The sequence below is a fragment of the Allobosea sp. GW821-FHT03A12 genome, from assembly GCF_058986765.1.
Genome location: NZ_JBYSVZ010000005.1, coordinates 278,534 through 295,194, shown reverse-complemented (window position 1 = coordinate 295,194; position 16,661 = coordinate 278,534). Strand labels below are relative to the sequence as shown.

The window sequence follows — 16,661 nt, the reverse complement described above, 5'->3', positions numbered from 1 at the left end:
GCTGCACATCTCGTGCAATGTAGCCACCGAATCCTAGGCGGCAGGCGCAGGCGCGACACGGTGACGGTGACGCGCGTTGATCTGCGCCGCTTCCAGGTGAATGGGTGACTTAACAACATGATCGGATATCAGCAGCGTATCCTGCGCGCCCTCGGCGCGCTCGCGATCCTATGGTCGCTCGCCATCCCGTCATCGGGCTGGGCGGAGACGCCGATCGCGGTCAAGGGCGGCGAGACCGTCACGATCGCCGGCGTCCGCAGCATCCTCATCCGCGCTCCGCATCCCAAGGGCAGCGTGATCCTGCTGACCGGCGGCGACGGCCGCCTCGAGGTCGGCAGCGGCGCGCGCTTCGGCAAGGCCGGCGACAATGTCCTGATCCGCAACCGGGACGCCTTCGTCATGCATGGCTACAACGTGCTGCTCGCCGAGCTCGGCACGAACCTCTCGGCGGCGGTCGACCATATGGCGGCGATCAAGCGTCCGGTCATCGTGATCGCCACCAGCATGGGCACAATGCGTGCGGCCCAGGGCCTTGCGGAGGGCGCCATGCCGGACAGGCTCGTCCTGACCTCAGGCCTCCTGAGCAAGGCGTCCGGGCCGAACGACACCACCGTCCAGAGCACCCTGGGGACACCGAACCGGCTGCCGCGCACGCTCGCGCTGCATCATCGCGAGGATCGCTGTCGCTTGACGCTGCCCGCGGGCGTGGCCCCATTCCAGGCTTGGGCGGGCGGGCGCGTCCAGGTCGAGTGGATGAGCGGCGGGCAGACTGACGAGGCCAATCCCTGTCGCTTCAGCGCGCATCACGGCTTCGCCGGGCAGGACGAGGACTTCGTCGCCCGCATCGTCAAGTTCATGATGCGCTGACATTTCTCGCTTCTGCGCGAGTTCTTTTCGTTCGATCGAACGGAACGCGCGCCGCGGCCGCAGGGCCGCGCAATGTTGGAGCAAGCCGACGCGCCGATCTCTCCACCGGAGCCACCGTGGAGATCGGATCATGCGATTCGGCAATGGGCAATCTGCGGCGTTCGCCGGCCGCGCCCTGCACGCCTATCTCGCCTTCGTGCAGCGGACGACCCGCTTCAAGCCGGCGCTCCCCGGCGTCAGGCCGTGGGAGCGCAGCGGCGAGCCATTCATCGCCCTGACCTGGCACGGTCAGCAGATGCTGAGCCTCGCGGCGCTCGACGGCGCGGCCGAGGTCGCGATCCTGACCTCGCTGCATTTCGACGGGACGGTGGTCGCCTCGGTGGTGGAGCGGGCGGGTTACCGTGCCATCCGCGGCTCCGGCACCCAGAGCCCCCGGAAGATCAAGACCAAGCGCGCCATTCCCGCTTTTTTCGAGATGCGCGAGGCGCTGCGCGAGGGCACCAGCCTCGTCCTCACCGCGGATGTGCCGAAGATCGCACGCGTCGCCGGCAAGGGCGCGATCCAGCTCGCGCGCGCCACCGGCCGGCCGATCTACCTCTTCGCGGCAGTGACGAGCGCGCGGGTGGAGCTCGGCAACTGGGACAGGGCCAGCATCGCCCTGCCCTTCGGCCGCGGCTGCGTGCTCTGGTCGGATCCGCTCTATGTCCGCCGGGCCGCCGATGAGCGCGAGATGGGCCTGATCGCGCTCGACATCTCGAACCAGCTCGATGAGCTCCATGCCACGGCGCATCGCCTGCTCGACCGGCGCCGCTAGGGCGACGATCCTGCTTATCTGGACATCAGCGGCCGGGCGCGGCGCAATCGGCCGGCGTGGCGCAGATCATGCCGGGCGGGCGCAACTGCTCCGGCGGACCGGCCGGCTCGATGACGATGCGGCTGAGATCGCCGGAGAAGCGCAGGCCGAGGCCCGACGAGATCAGCACGATCCGGGCCCGCGAGGACGCCAGGATGGTGGCGTTGGCGCCGGCGAGGAAATGGGCGCTGCCGCCGAGGCTGGCATAGGTACCGAAGACGTCCTCGCGCCGGTCGAGACCGTAGACCAGCATGATCACCCGGCCGTAATCGGCGCCGAGCCCGATGCCGACCGACAGGGCCGACCAGGTCACCGGCGTCGGAACCCCATCGGAGAAGCGCAATTCGCCGCTGCCATGACGCCCACCGAGGACGAAGGAGCCGCTGAGCTCGCCGCCGATGATATAGGCGTTCGGCTCGCCGAAGAGCGCGAGCGAGCGCTCGATCGGGATGCTGACGGTCTTGGAGGCGGCGTCGAACACGCTTTCGACCAGCCTGGAGATGTCCTGCCGCGAGGTTGTCGGCAATTGGCCGGCCCGGACGTCGCCCTTCGTCACGGCCCCCTGCCCGAGCGCGAAGCCGGGCAGAAAGGCCAGCAACGCGGCAAGCACGAGGCGCAAGCCGGGCCATCTCGACATGGCGCGCCGCACAAGCATCAGGCCGGCAGCTCCGGAAGAGAGTTGAACGGCAATGGCGATACGGTCCATGCAGAGACAGGAAGGGGCGCGCGCCCGGTTCCGCAAGCCATACCCGCATCGAGGTTCCGTGACGACTCGCAACGCTGCAGCAATCCCGTGTCGAATGCGACCGGCAAGCCGGCCGCATCGCGCAGCGCGGCATGGCGGCGAGGCCCGGCCATGACCTCGCTGTCGCGCGCCCTCACAATCCGCTTGTCGCTGCTCGGCATCGTCCTGTTCACCGCCTTCATCGGCGCCGTCATCGCCTTTGCCCTGATCACCGAGGATCCGGCTGTCCTGCGCAATGACGTCACCTCCCAGATCATCCAGCAAGCCGTGCGCCAGCCCTCCGGCACCACCTTGCAGGTCGAGAAGACCGCCGGGCTCAGCCGGATCGAGCGTACCAGCCCCTCGCTCTGGTACCTGGTCTCGGACGGACGTTCCGTCGTCGAGTATGCGCCAGAATTGCGGCCGGGCCTGCCGATCGACATCCGGCTCGACGGCCCGACCATCGCGGCGCAGATGCGCGTCGGCGGCGAGAACCCGCTCGCCTTCGACGTGGTCGAGAAGGATGGCAACAGGATCATCGTCGCCACCCGCGGCGGCCTGCCGGGCTGGGACCTGATCCTCGCCCATTTTCTGCGGGCGATCGCCGGCTCGGCGCTGGCGATCTCGGTGGTCTTCGGCCTCCTGATCGCCGGCGCGATCGCGATGTCGGTGTCCTATATCAGCGCCCGCCTGCGCAGCGCGGCCGAGGCCGCGGCAAAGATCGACCCGAAGGCGCCGCGCGGCCTGCTCCCCACCGAGGAGACCCCGATCGAGCTGATGCCGCTGACCACGGCGCTCAACGCGGCGCTCGACAAGATCGCGGGGAACATGGAGGTGCAGCGGCGCTTCATGAACAATGTCGCGCATGAATTGCGTACGCCGCTCACCGTGATGCGCGGTCGGATCGATGCGCTGCCGAACGACCAGATGCGGCTCGCGCTCACCACCGATGTCAGCCGGCTGACCACCATCGTCTCGTCGATGCTGCAGCTCGCCCGGCTGCACAGTACCGAATTGCCGTTCGAGCCGCTGCAACTCAACACCACCGCCCGCGCGGTGCTGGCCGATCTCGCGCCGCTGATCCTGAACAACGGCGCCGATGTCGCGCTGGAGGAGGAAGGCGAGCGCCGCGCGCTGATCGAGGCCAACGAGCCGACGGTGCGGGCCGCCATCGCCAACCTCGTCGACAATGCGCTGCGACATGCGCAGGCGAGATCGACGATCCTGGTCAAGGTGATCGACGGCGCCGTGGTCGAGGTTGCCGATGACGGGGTCGGCATCGCGCCGTCCGACCGTCCGCAGGTGACCGAGGCGTTCAACCGGATGTCGCCGAATTCGACCGGCGCCGGGCTCGGCCTGACCATCGTGCGCGACATCATGGCCGCCCATGGCGGCACGCTCACCATCCTCGGCCGGCCGGGCGGCGGCACGATGGTGCGCCTCGTCTTCCCGCCGCGCGAGAGCGGTGGCGCCTGAGGTGCGGCGCTTCAGTTGAGATTGCCCGTCATTCCAAGCCTTCGCGCAGCGATGAGCCCGGAAGGGCGGCGTGTTTCAGCACACTGCTTCCGACACCCGCAGCATGTAGCCTATGCCGCGCAGCGACGTGATCTCGACCGCCGCGCCGGCTTCCTTGAGCTTGCGCCGCAGTCGCGAAATCTGCGCCTCGAGCGTGTTGGATTCGATCAGATCGTCGAAGCCGTAGACCGCCTCGATCAGGACGTCGCGGGTGACGACGCGGCCGACGCGCTGGACCAGGGCTTCGAGGATCAGCGCCTCACGCCGGCGCAGGTCGAGCATCTCCGAGCCGACGGAGGCGCTGCGGCCTTCGAGATCGAGCGAGAGATTGCCGGCGGTGATCACCAGAGAGCGCTTGGGATTGCGCCGGCGCATGATCACCCGAAGCCGCGCCAGCAGCTCCTCCGGCTCGAACGGCTTGACGAGGTAGTCATCCGCGCCGCCGTTCAGGCCTTCGATCACATCGGCCTTGGCATCGCGGGCGGTTAGGACGAGGAAGGCGGGCCGCGTCTCGGAGGAACTCAGCGCCTTGACGATCGAGAGGCCGTCGCCATCGGGCAGGCGCCGGTCGACGATGGCGATGTCGAACGGCGTCGAGCGCAGGGCGGCGAGCGCCGCGTCGATCGTCGTCGTGCGATCGGCGATCAATCCGGCATTGGTGAGGAGCGAGGACAGGAACGCCATCAATTGTGGCTCGTCCTCGACGATCAGGGCGCGCATAGAGAGGTCGTTTCAGGGTGCACGGATGGAACGTGATGCCGGAATAGGGGCGAAATATCCAGACGCATCACGCTCCATCCATGCCTGGGCACGGCTATCAAGCCGCAAGGCGATCCGGGCCGGCTTCCCGGCCCGGAAGTTCGACGTCAGAAGCGGTAGTTCAGGCCGGCCTTGACGAGATGCTCGTTGACGCCGACACGAGCGCGGCCGCTGGCGAACTGGAAGTTCTGCTTGCCGAGCGAGACGTAGTTGTATTCGAGCTTGGCCGAGAGATTGTCGGTGATGCCGTATTCGGCGCCGGCGCCGACGACATAGCCGACCTTGCTCTTCTCCTTCGAGACCAGGCCGTCGCTGGCCTTCAGGCTGCCATAGGCGACACCGCCGAGGCCGTAGACCAGCACGCGGTCGAAGGCGATGCCGGCGCGGGCCTTGAAGGTGCTGACATAGCGCATATCGGCACTGGTGCCGCCGGTGCGCTTGGCGCCCTTGCCGAGGCCATTCATCGAGATGTCGGCCTCGACACCGGTGACGAGCCCACCGAGCTGCAGATTGTAGCCGAGCTGGCCGCCAAGCAGGACTTCACTGCGGCTCTTCTTGCCGGCTCCCTGAAAGCGATCGAAGCCAGCGCCGGTATGGGCGCCGACATAGACGCCGTTCCAGTTATAGGGCCGCGGCGCGGAATAGGCCGGCCATTCCTGCCCACGCACCGGACGATCGGCCGCCATGGCCGGGACGGCGAGCAGGGCCGACAGGCCGAGGCCTGCCAACGGGACGAAACGCTTCATCAAGGACTCCTTGCGGCGGCTAGGTCGCCGCCGACGCATCAGGCCAGACAAGTGAGAGACGGATTCACCGATCAGGTTGATTCAACCTGATCGGATCCGCTCTCGCGACCCCATGTCCGCGCATCGAACCGGGTCAGCACCGTGCAGATTGCGCGCGAAGATTACGGCAACGTTGCCTGCCTGGCAGAGCGCGCGTGATCGCCCACAGCGCCGCGGCCGAGGAGCGGAAGCCCTGCGAAGCCTTCAGTTCTGGGCGGTGCGCTCTGGACGCGATCGCACGTCCCTCGCCCCGTTCGCCCATTCGGCCAGCGGCGCGGTCGCCATGAACTGCTCGATCGCGAGCAGGGCGATGTCGCCGGAATGGCCGGAGCGGCGCAGGCCGAGGATCAGGCGGGCCAGCCATTCGCGGTGGGGATTCTCGAACGGCCCATAGATCGGGCCGACATGCCGCCACGCCTCGTGAAAGGCTGTCCCGAGGGCAGCGAGCTCTTCAGGTCCCGCATTGAACTGGCAGGCAGCCATGGCGAACCTCCCGGCGTTTCGCAGAAGCGGACCAGAGCCGGCCCGGCTTTGCAATCGGAAGTTGCCCCTCGATCTGAAGACTAGGCGAACGGCTGGTTAACGGCAATTGGAGAGATCGTCGCGAGCGGCGCACGATCCCGCGAGGGCACCTCCCGCGAATCGCGCCTGGTCCTTCATTCGGAGAAGCCGTCCTGCGACCCGCCACGATCCCGCCCGAAAAGCGCCCAGATCGGGCCAAGCGGCATCCAGACCCCTACGCCTGTTGCAGCCCCGCAACGGGCGCCTTCAAAGCTCGAAAGGTCGCGTCGATGTGAACGTCGATCGATTGAACGGCAGTCGCCGCTCTGCCAGAGATTTGGGGAATTGTTGACGTTTTTCCGTCACCTTTCCTCGCGCCCGCCCATCCCGAAACGCCCCCGAGGCCGCCATGCTCCGCTACTTCCGATTGGCCCTGATCGCCGGCACGGCCTTCGCGGCCACCGCAACCGCCGCCGTCGCCGAAATCGACCCGCTCACCCGCCAGCCGCTCGTCACCTATGTCGACCCCGCCAAGGCGCAGGCGACCGCGATCCCGCGCGAGATCGTCTCCTATGACGGCAAGCAGCGTCCGGGCACGATCGTGATCAACACGAGCGAGCGCCGGCTCTATTACGTGCTGCCCGACGGCAAGGCCGTGCGCTACGGCGTCGGCGTCGGCCGCCCGGGCTTCGACTGGGGCGGCACCCAGACCATCACCCGCAAGGCCGAGTGGCCGGGCTGGACCCCGCCCTCGCAGATGCTGAAGCGTCGCCCCGACCTGCCGCGCTTCATGCCCGGCGGCCCGGAGAACCCGCTCGGCGCCCGCGCCCTCTATCTCGGCTCGACCCTCTACCGCATCCACGGCTCGAACGAGCCGGAGACGATCGGCCAGGCGGTCTCTTCGGGCTGCATCCGCATGCTGAACGAGGACGTGATCGACCTCTACGAGCGCGCCAAGGTCGGCACCCGCGTCGTCGTCGCCCGCTGAGCGACAGAACGCGTCAAGGATTGCAAAGGCCGGCGTTTCGCCGGCCTTTTTTTGTTTCGCCCCGAAAATGACGCAGGCGATCGCGGTCAGCTCAGGCGCGTGGGCCGGGCTCAGCGCCGTGGCATCTCCGGAAATTCGAGCTTGGTCACGTCGTAGCCCAGCGCCCGGGCGCGGCCGACGAGCCGACGGCGCTGGGCCGCGCTCATCTGCGGGTCACGGGAGAAGATATAGAGATCACGGAATTCGGGGTCTGCCGAGATGAACCAGCTGTAGTCGCTCGCGCGATCGAGCACCCAGTAATCGCGAGTCACTGGGATGACACCGTAGAGCCGATAATCGACCCTGAGCTTGGCGTTCATGCCGGGATCGAGGATACGGCCGGGGCCGCCAATCGTCTTGAGCTCCCCTTGAGGCGTGCCCATCCGACAGGAGTCGAGAACATCGATATCACCGCCGGCGCTGCGCTTGTATTCGGTCGCGCCCGCGACGCACCCGTCGGTGATCGCCATCGGCCGGCGGGCGATCTCGTGCCAGAGACCGCTGTAGAAGCGTCCGGCATCGATTTGCTTCGCCGGTTCGGGCGCCCTGCTGGCCGACCCACTGATCGCCATGCAACCCGACAGAAGAACTGCCAGACCCAAGCTGGTGCCGATGACCCTGGCTCGCATGAAAAACCTCCCTGATGCGCATGAGGCGCGGTCCATCAGGAATATCTACGTGCAGGAAACGGCTTCGGTTCGTTCGCGGAGGGCAGTCTAGGCTACCCTCGCCTGACCCGCTCCCGCGACAGCCCCTTCGCCGCAAGCTCATCGAGATAGGCTTGCAGCTTCGCCTCGCCGCCGCGACCAAGTTCACGCAGATAGTCCCAGCCATAGATGCCGGTGTCATGCATGTCGTCGAAGGTCAGGCGGACGGCGTAATGGCCGACCGGCTCGACCTTGATGATCTCGACATCGCGCTTGCCCGGCACGGTCTGCTTCTGCGTCGGGTTGTGGCCCTGGACCTCGGCCGAAGGGCTCTCGACCCGCAGCAATTCGGCGGGGAGCGCATGGCTCTCGCCGCTTTCGAAGGTGATATGGAGCGTGCGGCGGTCCTTCGACAGACGGATCTCGCTCGGCCAATCTGACATCTTCGTGTTTCTCCAGAACGGCTTGCGACCATCAGCCTGCTTGACCGCGGGCTTGCCGCCGACAATGCTCGCTTCCTATATCAGAGTGGCGGCCGGCGCACTGCGCCGGAAGGCAGCCATCGCCCGAGGATTCCAGCCATCGTGCTGCATGACCCGATCAAGCCCTTGATGCGCGCGCCGCTGACCGATCCCTTCGGCCGCGACATTTCCTATTTGCGCATCTCGGTGACGGATCGCTGCGATTTCCGCTGCGTCTACTGCATGTCCGAGGACATGGCCTTCCTGCCGAAGCGCGATTTGCTGACGCTGGAGGAGATCGACCGCGTCGCCACCGCCTTCGTCTCGCGCGGCACCCGCAAACTGCGCATCACCGGCGGCGAGCCGCTGGTCAGGCGCGACATCATGAACCTGTTCCGCTCGCTCTCGCGCCATCTCGCCTCGGGCGCGCTCGATGAACTCACCGTGACCACCAACGGCTCGCAGCTCGCCCGTTATGCTCAGGAGCTGGCCGATTGCGGCGTGCGTCGCGTCAACGTGTCGATGGACACGCTCGATCCCGAAAAGTTCCGCAAGATCACGCGCTGGGGCGACCTCTCCAAGGTGCTGGGCGGCATCGAGGCGGCGCGCAAGGCCGGTCTGCGCGTCAAGATCAATGCGGTCGCGCTCAAGGGCGTCAACGAGGACGAGATCGAGGGCCTGATGCACTGGGCCCACGGGCTCGGCATGGACCTCACCCTGATCGAGGTGATGCCGCTCGGCGACATTGAGCCCGCCAGGCTCGACCAGTTCCTGCCGCTCTCCATGGTGCGGGCCAATCTGATGGACCGCTATACGCTCGACGACGATCCGTACCGGACCGGCGGGCCGGCGCGCTATGTCCGGGTCCGCGAGACCGGCGGGCTCGTCGGCTTCATCACGCCGATGACCCATAATTTCTGCGAGAGCTGCAACCGCGTGCGCCTGACCTGCACCGGCACGCTCTATATGTGCCTCGGTCAGGAGGATGCCGCCGACCTGCGCGCGCCGATCCGCGCCTCGAGCGACGACGCCCTGCTCTACCGGGCGATGGAAGAAGCGATCTCGCGCAAGCCCAAGGGCCACGACTTCGTCATCGACCGGCGCCAGCCCCGCGCTGCCGTCGGCCGGCATATGAGCGTGACCGGGGGCTAGTCGCTCTCTTCGTCCGGCGCTCGCCACCAGACATGACCGTCGGCGGGGGTTGGCACCGGAAAGGTGCGGGTCTCGATCGCATCGACGAAGCGCTGCTCACCGCCCGCCTGCCACTCGGCAAGAATCTTCTCGACCGAATGGCGGCTCTGGGCTGCGATTCCGACGTATCTGCTCGTTTTCCAATCTGTCTGTGCCTGCTCGTGGTCATGGCGATGAGGCAGGCCATAGCTGCACTTCAGGCAGATATAGGCCAGCGATTCCGTCCAGTCTTCGAGGTAGGCGACACCGGGCGCCCGGGATGTCAGCAGCGGCGCGAGGTTGTCCTGGTCGCGGCAGGTGACGAAGGCTGTGAATGTCTGAAAGAGTGAAGGGTCCCAGCGCTCCAGCGCGTTGAAGACGGGGACGACCTCGCCGCGAAGATTGCGCTGGCCCGTTGCGGCTCCGTCATGCAGCACGATATCATCGAAACAATAGCCGCTTTCCGGAAGGGGAATGTTCAGAAGCCGTGCGCGCACCGGGTCGATGCGTCTCGCAAACAGCGTCTCGCCATCGCCCCAGGCGTTCAGACGGATGCTGACGATACCGAAATCCGCCTGGATCGGCCCCTCTTCGCCAGGCAACGCGATACCGCATCTGGCCCATTGGTCGCGCGCCACGTTCCAGTCCCTGATCGCAGTTGCTGCGATCCCCGCATTCCAGGCGGAGGCTTCGTCGAACTCGTCCTGCAGCGATTGGGACATGAGGTTGTGGCGCAGAGAGTCAGGCCATTGCCGACGGTATTTCTGTGCGAGCCCGCGCATGTAGTGAAGGCTCGCGACTTCTGGATATCGCCGGCTCAACTCGTCGAAATACAGCAGAGCCCGGTCGAGCTCGCCCTGGTCGACGGCTTCGTAGGCAAGTTTGTCGAGATCCAGCGTCTCGATAGCCCCGACATCCTCACCCATCTCGATGACGTTCTCTCGCCTGCCCGCGCCTCACCACCGCCGATTAGTAGCTGAATGCCGTCGGCTTTCTATCCTGGCGCGCGAACAAAAGCGCCCCATGGCCCTCGGCGTAATCAGCGCCCGCGCAAGCTCCGCACGATGTTGGCCGCCCGCCTGAGAGCGGTCACGGCCGCTCCCACAGCAACCAGCCAGAGCGCGATGAGCAGCACCTCGCCCTGCCCTCGCCAGAGCGGCTCCAGCAGGGAAACGAGCGCAGCCGCCGTGATCGTCGCCATGCGGTGCTGCTTGGCCATCGGGCCGGAGAAGTCGGCCGGCAATCCGCAATTGCGGCCGAGTTCGCGGGTATAGGCGGTCAGCACGGCAAAAGCGGCCGCCGCCCAGCCCGGGGCCGGTGCGCCGATCCCGTAGCCGACGCCGATCAGGATCAGGATATCGGCGATCCGATCGGGGAACTCGTTCCAAAACGGCCCGTCAGAAGCCTGTTTGCCGCCCTCGATCGCGACCATGCCGTCGAAGAGATTGCAGAGCAGCCGGAATTGGCAGAACAGGGCCGCAGCAAGCAGCAGCGCGATGCGCGGCCCGGGGGTCGCACCGCCCGCGAGCCAGAAGGCGGCGCCGGCGACGGCCGCCATCGCCATGCTCGCCATCGAGATCTGGTTCGGCGTGAGGCCGCTGGCGCTCAGACGGCGCGCGATGGCCCGGGCCCAGCCGGTGTCGCGGCTTGAAAGCGGTCGGCGGTCGTCACTCTGCGCCATGGTTCATCGCCTTCCTGATCCGCCACAGCGAAAAATTGTAGAGCGCCGCATAGCTGGTCGCGACCGTGAGCGGGACGGCGATGGTCCTGGCGATCTCGGGCGTGCCGCCGATCGTGTGGATGAGCGTCAGCAGACTGGCGGAAACCAGACCGGCGATCACCGGCGGCGCCGGCAGCGCGGCCAGGCCGGAAAAGCGGCTAGCGAGATACTCGATGCCCCGTTTCAGCAGCAGGGTGATGAGAGCGGACAGCGCGCCCTGGATCAGCCCGGCGAGGAGCGGTGCCGGCATCGAATGGGCGCGGTTGGCGAAAGCCGCCCAGCTGCCCATGGCGAAGAAGGCGAAGCCGACATGCACGATGCTGCTTCGCATCAGGCGCGCGAGCGGCGGGCTCACGTCGCCGACCAGCCATAGCGGACGAGATGGAAGAAGATCGGGGCGGAGAACACCACCGAATCGAGCCGGTCGAGGAAGCCGCCATGGCCGGCGATCAGGTGGCCCCAGTCCTTGATGCCGCGATCGCGCTTGATCGCCGACATGACGAGACCGCCGAAGAAGCCCATCAGCACGATGACCAGCGCCAGGAACGCCGCCTGCAGCGGCGTGAACGGCGTCATCCAGGACAGGGCGGCACCGACCGCCGTCGCGCTGAGCGCGCCGCCGACGAAGCCCTCGACCGTCTTGGACGGCGACAGCCTGGGCGCGATCTTGGTGCGGCCGAGGAGCTTGCCCCAGACATATTGCAGGACATCGCTCATCTGCACGACGATGACCAGGAAGGCGATCAGCAGGACGTTGCGCCCCTGGAACCCGGGGATGTCGAGGCTGAGCAGCGCCGGCACATGCGAGATGCAGAAGACGCAGATCATCAGGGCCCACTGCACCTCGGCGATGCGCACGAGGAAATGCTCGGTGTCGCCGCGCAGCGACGCGATGATCGGCATCAGCAGGAAGGCGTAGACGGGAATGAAGATCGAGTAGAGGCCGTACCAGTCGATCCAGACCAGGTAGTACTGCACCGGCAGCACGACGAAGAAGCCGGCCGCCAGCGCCCAATGATCGGCGCGGCGCGTATCGGTCAGCGTGATGAATTCGCGAAGCGCAGCAAATGAGCAGAAGCCGAAGAGCAGCGTCACGCCGGCCTTGCCGCCGATCAGCGCCAAACCCATCAGCACGATCATGATCCACCAGGCGCGGATGCGATCGTTCAGGTTCTCGACCACGGCATTCGAGCCATCGGGCGACAGCCGGCGCTGCAGCACATAGCCAACCGTGGACGCCACGATCAGGACGCCGAGCAGGCCGGCCAGCACGGCGAGGAGATCGGGATGCGGCATCGTCATGGCGCGGTCGCCTTCGGTGACAGAGCGAGCAGCGCCGCTTGCGCTCTCGCCAGGAAATCCTGTTTCGTCTCGGTCTCGGCAAGGGTGAGAGCGGCGCCGAAGGTGACGGTGCAGACCAGCGGCACCGGCACGAACTCGCCCTTCGGCATGACGCGGTTGAGGTTGTCGATCCAGACCGGCACGAGCGTCACGTTCGGGCGCGCCTGCGCCAGATGGAACAGCCCGCTCTTGAACGGCAGCAACGGCGCCTCGGTGGTGTTACGCGTCCCTTCCGGGAACACGATGAGGGAAGCGCCGGCATCGAGCACTTCGGTCATCTGGACGATCGGATCAGCCATTCGCGTCGCGGGGTCGCGATCGATCAGGACGGCGTTGAAGACATCGCGGCCGATGAAGCGTCGCAGACCGCTCTTCAGCCAGTAGTCGCTGCCGGCGACCGGCCGGGTCGCGAAGCGCAGGCGCCGGGGCAGAACGGTCCAGATCAGGACGAAATCGCCGTGGCTGGCATGGTTGGCGAAGTAGATGCGCTGCTCTTCGGTCGGCGCGACGCCGTCCCAGCGCCCGCGCACCGCCGTGATGAAGCGAGCGAAGAACAGGATGAGCGCTCCGGCCAGGCCGGCTCCGATCTCGCGCATTCCCCCCACCCGATTGCCAGCCTGACGATGCGTATCGTTCATCGCGAACGCTGTCGACATTGCGGGGGTCTGGGGCGCATTCGACAGGCGGTCGCAGGTTTGCACGCGCCACCTTTTGGGGAGCCTCCAAAGACCCTCTCTTCGCCGGCTGCGGACTGCGGGATCAATTGGAGTGCTCAGGCTCCTGCGCTACAGTGAGCCGCCACCGATCAGAGAGCGAGTTCGAGCGATGAACGAGCATTCCGCCACGGCTAGGCCTACCCCTGCCCCCATGGATTTTCGCCAGCTCGCGCGCGGACTGGGAACGGTGATCACCTATGCCGCCGGGGACGTCATCTTTCGCGAGGGCGACGAACCCGCCCATGGCTACATCGTCCTGACCGGCAGAATCGAAGTCAGCAGCCACGGAAAGCTCATCGAGCAGGTCAGCGAAGGGCGAGCCTTCGGAATCATCTCGCTCGTCGACCAGAAGAAGCGATCCGCTACGGCCAAGGCGATGGAACCATCCGAAATCGCCCTGCTGACCTCGAAGCAATTCCGGTTCATGGTCGAAACGACGCCGAATTTCGTCTGGTATGTGCTCTCGGAAGTCGTGGACCGGCTGCGGGCGACGAATTCGGCCTTGTGATCGCTTCCCTCAGAACCTGACCGCGAGGTTCGCCTTGAAGGCGTGGTCCTGGGCGTCGTTTGCGAGCTGGGCGGTGTAGGAGGCGCCGAGGGTGATGTTCGGGCCGAGCCCGAGGTCGAGCCCGGCCTCGACGAGGGCAGCGTCGCGAGCGATCGGCAGGCCGCCAATGGTGAACCGGTTGCCCTCGGAGAAGGCCAGCGTCAGCTTGGGATCGACATCGCCGAAGGCATGGCGCCAGCCGAGCCCGCCGCGCAGCGTGACGTTTATCCCGGAAAGACGGGTCGCCGTCGCGGCGCGCAGGCCGAGCGTGGTGTAGCCAAGGCTGGTGTTGTCGCTCACGCCCGAGAGCGCGGCGGCGCCGGTGCCGCGCTCAGTGAAGCGGTCGCTGCGCAGCGCGACATAGGCCAGGCCGGCGAAGGGCTCGAGCGCGACCTGGCCCAGGGCGGTCTGGCCGAGATCGATGCGATAGCCGAGCTCGCCGAAGGCCTGCGCCGTGCCGGCATCGTAATCGGCCCGCAAGGTATCGCCGAGCCCGGCCGAGACGATGCTGCGGCGGGTCGAGAGATCGTGCCAAGTGTAGCTCAGGCCGGCGCGCAGGTTCAGGGCGCCCCATTGCCCGCCGCCGTAGAGACCGAGATGGTAATTGTCGCTCTCGCCCGAGGAGAGCCGGCCGTTAACGTCGAACTTGCTGTGGCTGAAGCCAGCGACGACGCCGAGGCGCAGGGCCTCGAAGACGGCGGCATCGGCGCCGACCAGCAGGCCGCCGGTCGAGCGAGAGAGGCTGGCAGCATTGCCGTCGCCGCTGGTGCGGCCCCAGGAGCCATAGCCCTGGCCCCAGACGGCGAAGCGCTCGGCCGAGGGCGGTTTCGGCAGCGGCCCCTTCACGGCGGGGGTGAGATCGGCGGTGAAGCCGTAGCTCAGTGTCGCCATCGGGGCCGAGCCGACCGCGCCGAAGGCCGAGCGCAGGCGGTCGTTCATCGCCAAGCGCAGCAGCCAACTCTCGTCGATCAGCACTGTGCGGGCCGAGGCATGGATCTCGCCGGCGAGCTGGCCGAGCGCGTTGCGGGCGGCCTCGACCGTCGGCTGATTATAGATGCTGGTCTGCACGGGATTGCCGGCCAGCATGCTGTCGACGGCATTGCCGACCGCCTGCTCATTGCCAGTCCGGCCGATGCTCCCCGCCGTGGCGGTCTGGACCACCGTCAGATAGGCGCTGGTCGCAGTCGTGCCGTTGCGCAGACTCAGGAACGGCGAAACCACCACATCGCCGCTATAGCTACCTATCACCACGGGTGCGGTCAGGATGGTGTAGCGCTGGCCGGCGACATAGGCTCCGCCGGTGGTGTTCGTGACCGCGATCGTCGCGCCGCTGGCCAGCGTCGCTTGGCTCTTCACGTCGATTCGGTCGGAGGTCTGGGTCGTGGGATCGATCTCGACCTCGTAGACCGCCCCGGCGTTCTGGAGATAGACGCCGAGAACGGTGAGCGTGCCGATCGAGTTGCCCGGGGTGATCCGCCCACCCGAAGCGACAACCGTCTGCCCGACCGTGCCCGACCCGCCGAGCCGGGCACCCGAGCCGACCTCCACCGCCGTCAGAAACGAGCCGTTCACCACCAGCGCGCCCTCGGCGATCGTCGCTTGACCGGTATAGCCCCTGGTTTCGCCGGTCAGGGTCAGCGTGGCGTTGCCGGTCTTGGTCAGCTTGCCCGTGCCGGTGAAGGCGCCCGACCAGGTCAGATTGGCATTGGTCTGGATGGTGCCGCCGCCGGCATTGACCGTCGCGGTGCGGGTCATGTCGAAGCTCGACGTGGTCTGCAGCGTGCCACCATTGAAGACAAGGCCGCTCGCAGTGGCGCCGAGTGCGCCTTCGCTGGAGATCGACAAGGTGCCGGCAAGCAACTGCCAGGTCGTATTCTCCGTGTTCGTCCCGGTCAGGGTCCAGGTGCTGTTGCCGGTCTTCTCGAAGCGATCGAAGTTCTGGTACTGTGCGCTGTTGCCGATCGTCGAGGCGTCGAAGGTGCTACTGCCGCCGCCGCCGAGGCGCAAAATGTCGTTGGTGGCCGTCGCGTTCGCAACGACATTGCCTTCGATGACGGACCCGGCCTGCAGTTCCAGGGTGAGGGAGCCTGTCGTCGGCGTGACGCCGGTCTGCCACCCGATCGCGTCATGCCCGGCACCGGCCCGGATCGTGCCGGAGTTCACGATACTGAGTGAGGATGTCGCACTATTGGTCCAGATCGCTGCGGCATTGGTCCCTTCGATCAGTCCCGAGTTGACGATCGGATTGTTGCCGATCCGAACCAGGACACCCACGCCACCAATCGACGTTCCGGTGCCATTAGCGGAGCCGGAGCCGCCCCTAATGGTTCCGGTATTAGTCAAGGATGAAGCCGCCGCCGAGCTGGGGCCGCCCATATCGACCCCTACGCCGCCGCCGGTAGTGCCATTGCCGCCCTGTATCGTGCCGGAGTTGACGACCGTCGTTACCGCCCGGACCTGCAAGCCGTTCCCGCCGACTGTCAGGCCATTGCCGCCGCTGACCGTACCGCTGTTGGTGAATTCGGCGCCGCCGCCGGCCAGACTGACACCCAGCCCGCCAGTCGCGCCTGTCGACGTGCCGCCGGTGATGGACCCGTTGTTCGTAATGTTGCTCGGGCGGCTCGTTAATCCCTGGAGGAACGCAGTCCCACCCAAGCCGGCCTGTGTCGCTCCATTGAACGTGCCTTGAAGCGTCAGATGGCTTGCGCCGGTATTGGTGATGTTTGTGCTTCCTGTGATCGTGAAGCCGTTGGTATCGATCGTCAGGTTCTTGTTCAGCGACGACAAATTCGTCGTCATGGTGATGTTCTGGGTCAGGATGATCGTCGAGTTCGCGTCCGCGCTGGCAGCCGAGAAGGCGGACGAGAGCTGACCGAAGGTGCTGACGTAGTAAGTCTCGGCGAGTGCCGGTGCAGCGCCGCAGCCAAGCGCCAGTGCGGCTGCGCTGACGGTTCGAAGAAGCTTTTCGGTGGTCAAACCCTTCGAGCCAGCCCGCATATGCCACTCCGGTAGCCAGCGCCGCCCGAAA

18 protein-coding genes are annotated in these 16,661 nt (G+C 66.7%); 6 read left to right on the top strand and 12 right to left on the bottom strand.

The window, feature by feature from the left end; all coding sequences use genetic code 11:
- Positions 1 to 117 precede the first annotated feature (117 nt).
- A complete protein-coding gene (locus AC3WLC_RS20045; RefSeq protein WP_493685668.1) occupies positions 118 to 867 on the top strand; it encodes an alpha/beta hydrolase in 750 nt (249 codons plus the stop codon).
- Between the two features lie 130 nt (positions 868 to 997).
- Positions 998 to 1,681 carry a lysophospholipid acyltransferase family protein gene (locus AC3WLC_RS20040; protein WP_493685667.1) on the top strand — a complete coding sequence of 228 codons (684 nt, stop codon included), beginning with the start codon at positions 998 to 1,000 and terminating at the stop codon, positions 1,679 to 1,681.
- 25 nt (positions 1,682 to 1,706) lie between these two features.
- Here the strand turns inward: AC3WLC_RS20040 and AC3WLC_RS20035 are convergent, their stop codons facing one another.
- Complete coding sequence (locus AC3WLC_RS20035) at positions 1,707 to 2,357, bottom strand: EipA family protein (protein WP_493685666.1); 651 nt, start codon at positions 2,355 to 2,357, stop codon at positions 1,707 to 1,709.
- A 219-nt stretch (positions 2,358 to 2,576) separates the two neighbouring features.
- Here AC3WLC_RS20035 and AC3WLC_RS20030 point away from each other — a divergent pair, with 219 nt between their 5' ends.
- Positions 2,577 to 3,920 carry an ATP-binding protein gene (locus tag AC3WLC_RS20030; RefSeq protein WP_493685665.1) on the top strand — a complete coding sequence of 448 codons (1,344 nt, stop codon included), beginning with the start codon at positions 2,577 to 2,579 and terminating at the stop codon, positions 3,918 to 3,920.
- 75 nt (positions 3,921 to 3,995) lie between these two features.
- Here the strand turns inward: AC3WLC_RS20030 and AC3WLC_RS20025 are convergent, their stop codons facing one another.
- From AC3WLC_RS20025 to AC3WLC_RS20015, 3 genes are all read right to left on the bottom strand, one after another.
- Positions 3,996 to 4,679 carry a response regulator transcription factor gene (locus AC3WLC_RS20025; protein WP_493685664.1) on the bottom strand — a complete coding sequence of 228 codons (684 nt, stop codon included), beginning with the start codon at positions 4,677 to 4,679 and terminating at the stop codon, positions 3,996 to 3,998.
- A 146-nt stretch (positions 4,680 to 4,825) separates the two neighbouring features.
- Entirely contained in the window at positions 4,826 to 5,464 is a 639-nt protein-coding gene (locus tag AC3WLC_RS20020; protein WP_493685663.1) for an outer membrane protein, read from the bottom strand.
- A 243-nt stretch (positions 5,465 to 5,707) separates the two neighbouring features.
- Positions 5,708 to 5,986 (bottom strand): hypothetical protein, encoded by a 279-nt coding sequence (locus AC3WLC_RS20015; protein WP_493685662.1) that lies wholly within the window; start codon positions 5,984 to 5,986, stop codon positions 5,708 to 5,710.
- 427 nt (positions 5,987 to 6,413) lie between these two features.
- Here AC3WLC_RS20015 and AC3WLC_RS20010 point away from each other — a divergent pair, with 427 nt between their 5' ends.
- On the top strand, positions 6,414 to 6,992 hold the full coding sequence (locus AC3WLC_RS20010; RefSeq protein ID WP_493685661.1) for a L,D-transpeptidase: 579 nt from the start codon (positions 6,414 to 6,416) through the stop codon (positions 6,990 to 6,992).
- Positions 6,993 to 7,102: 110 nt separating this feature from the next.
- On the opposite strand, the gene AC3WLC_RS20005 is transcribed toward AC3WLC_RS20010, so the two are convergent.
- A complete protein-coding gene (locus AC3WLC_RS20005) occupies positions 7,103 to 7,660 on the bottom strand; it encodes a lipocalin family protein (RefSeq protein ID WP_493685660.1) in 558 nt (185 codons plus the stop codon).
- A 92-nt stretch (positions 7,661 to 7,752) separates the two neighbouring features.
- Entirely contained in the window at positions 7,753 to 8,121 is a 369-nt protein-coding gene (locus AC3WLC_RS20000) for a gamma-butyrobetaine hydroxylase family protein (RefSeq protein WP_493685659.1), read from the bottom strand.
- A gap of 168 nt (positions 8,122 to 8,289) precedes the next feature.
- Here AC3WLC_RS20000 and moaA point away from each other — a divergent pair, with 168 nt between their 5' ends.
- Positions 8,290 to 9,291, top strand: coding sequence for a GTP 3',8-cyclase MoaA (gene moaA / locus AC3WLC_RS19995; protein ID WP_493686097.1), 1,002 nt, complete (start codon positions 8,290 to 8,292; stop codon positions 9,289 to 9,291).
- Here moaA and AC3WLC_RS19990 read toward each other — a convergent pair.
- The 5 genes from AC3WLC_RS19990 to AC3WLC_RS19970 all read right to left on the bottom strand — a co-directional run bounded on the left by AC3WLC_RS19990 (position 9,288) and on the right by AC3WLC_RS19970 (position 12,966).
- The gene (locus tag AC3WLC_RS19990) at positions 9,288 to 10,235 is read right to left on the bottom strand and encodes a tetratricopeptide repeat protein (protein WP_493685658.1); all 948 of its coding nucleotides are present in this window, start codon (positions 10,233 to 10,235) and stop codon (positions 9,288 to 9,290) included. The two genes, moaA and AC3WLC_RS19990, sit on opposite strands and share 4 nt — an antisense overlap.
- 113 nt (positions 10,236 to 10,348) lie before the next feature.
- Complete coding sequence (locus tag AC3WLC_RS19985) at positions 10,349 to 10,990, bottom strand: CDP-alcohol phosphatidyltransferase family protein (RefSeq protein WP_493685657.1); 642 nt, start codon at positions 10,988 to 10,990, stop codon at positions 10,349 to 10,351.
- Positions 10,977 to 11,360, bottom strand: coding sequence for a hypothetical protein (locus tag AC3WLC_RS19980; protein WP_493686096.1), 384 nt, complete (start codon positions 11,358 to 11,360; stop codon positions 10,977 to 10,979). The genes AC3WLC_RS19985 and AC3WLC_RS19980 overlap by 14 nt, the downstream gene beginning before the upstream one ends.
- A 20-nt stretch (positions 11,361 to 11,380) precedes the next feature.
- On the bottom strand, positions 11,381 to 12,331 hold the full coding sequence (locus AC3WLC_RS19975) for a phosphatidate cytidylyltransferase (protein WP_493685656.1): 951 nt from the start codon (positions 12,329 to 12,331) through the stop codon (positions 11,381 to 11,383).
- Entirely contained in the window at positions 12,328 to 12,966 is a 639-nt protein-coding gene (locus AC3WLC_RS19970; protein ID WP_493685655.1) for a lysophospholipid acyltransferase family protein, read from the bottom strand. Before AC3WLC_RS19970 ends, AC3WLC_RS19975 begins: the two co-directional genes overlap by 4 nt.
- Before the next feature lie 172 nt (positions 12,967 to 13,138).
- Between AC3WLC_RS19970 and AC3WLC_RS19965 the strand changes: the two genes are divergently transcribed.
- Positions 13,139 to 13,594, top strand: coding sequence for a Crp/Fnr family transcriptional regulator (locus AC3WLC_RS19965; RefSeq protein WP_493685654.1), 456 nt, complete (start codon positions 13,139 to 13,141; stop codon positions 13,592 to 13,594).
- A 9-nt stretch (positions 13,595 to 13,603) separates the two neighbouring features.
- Here AC3WLC_RS19965 and AC3WLC_RS19960 read toward each other — a convergent pair whose 3' ends face one another.
- Complete coding sequence (locus AC3WLC_RS19960) at positions 13,604 to 16,630, bottom strand: autotransporter outer membrane beta-barrel domain-containing protein (protein ID WP_493685653.1); 3,027 nt, start codon at positions 16,628 to 16,630, stop codon at positions 13,604 to 13,606.
- Between the last annotated feature and the right edge of the window lie 31 nt (positions 16,631 to 16,661).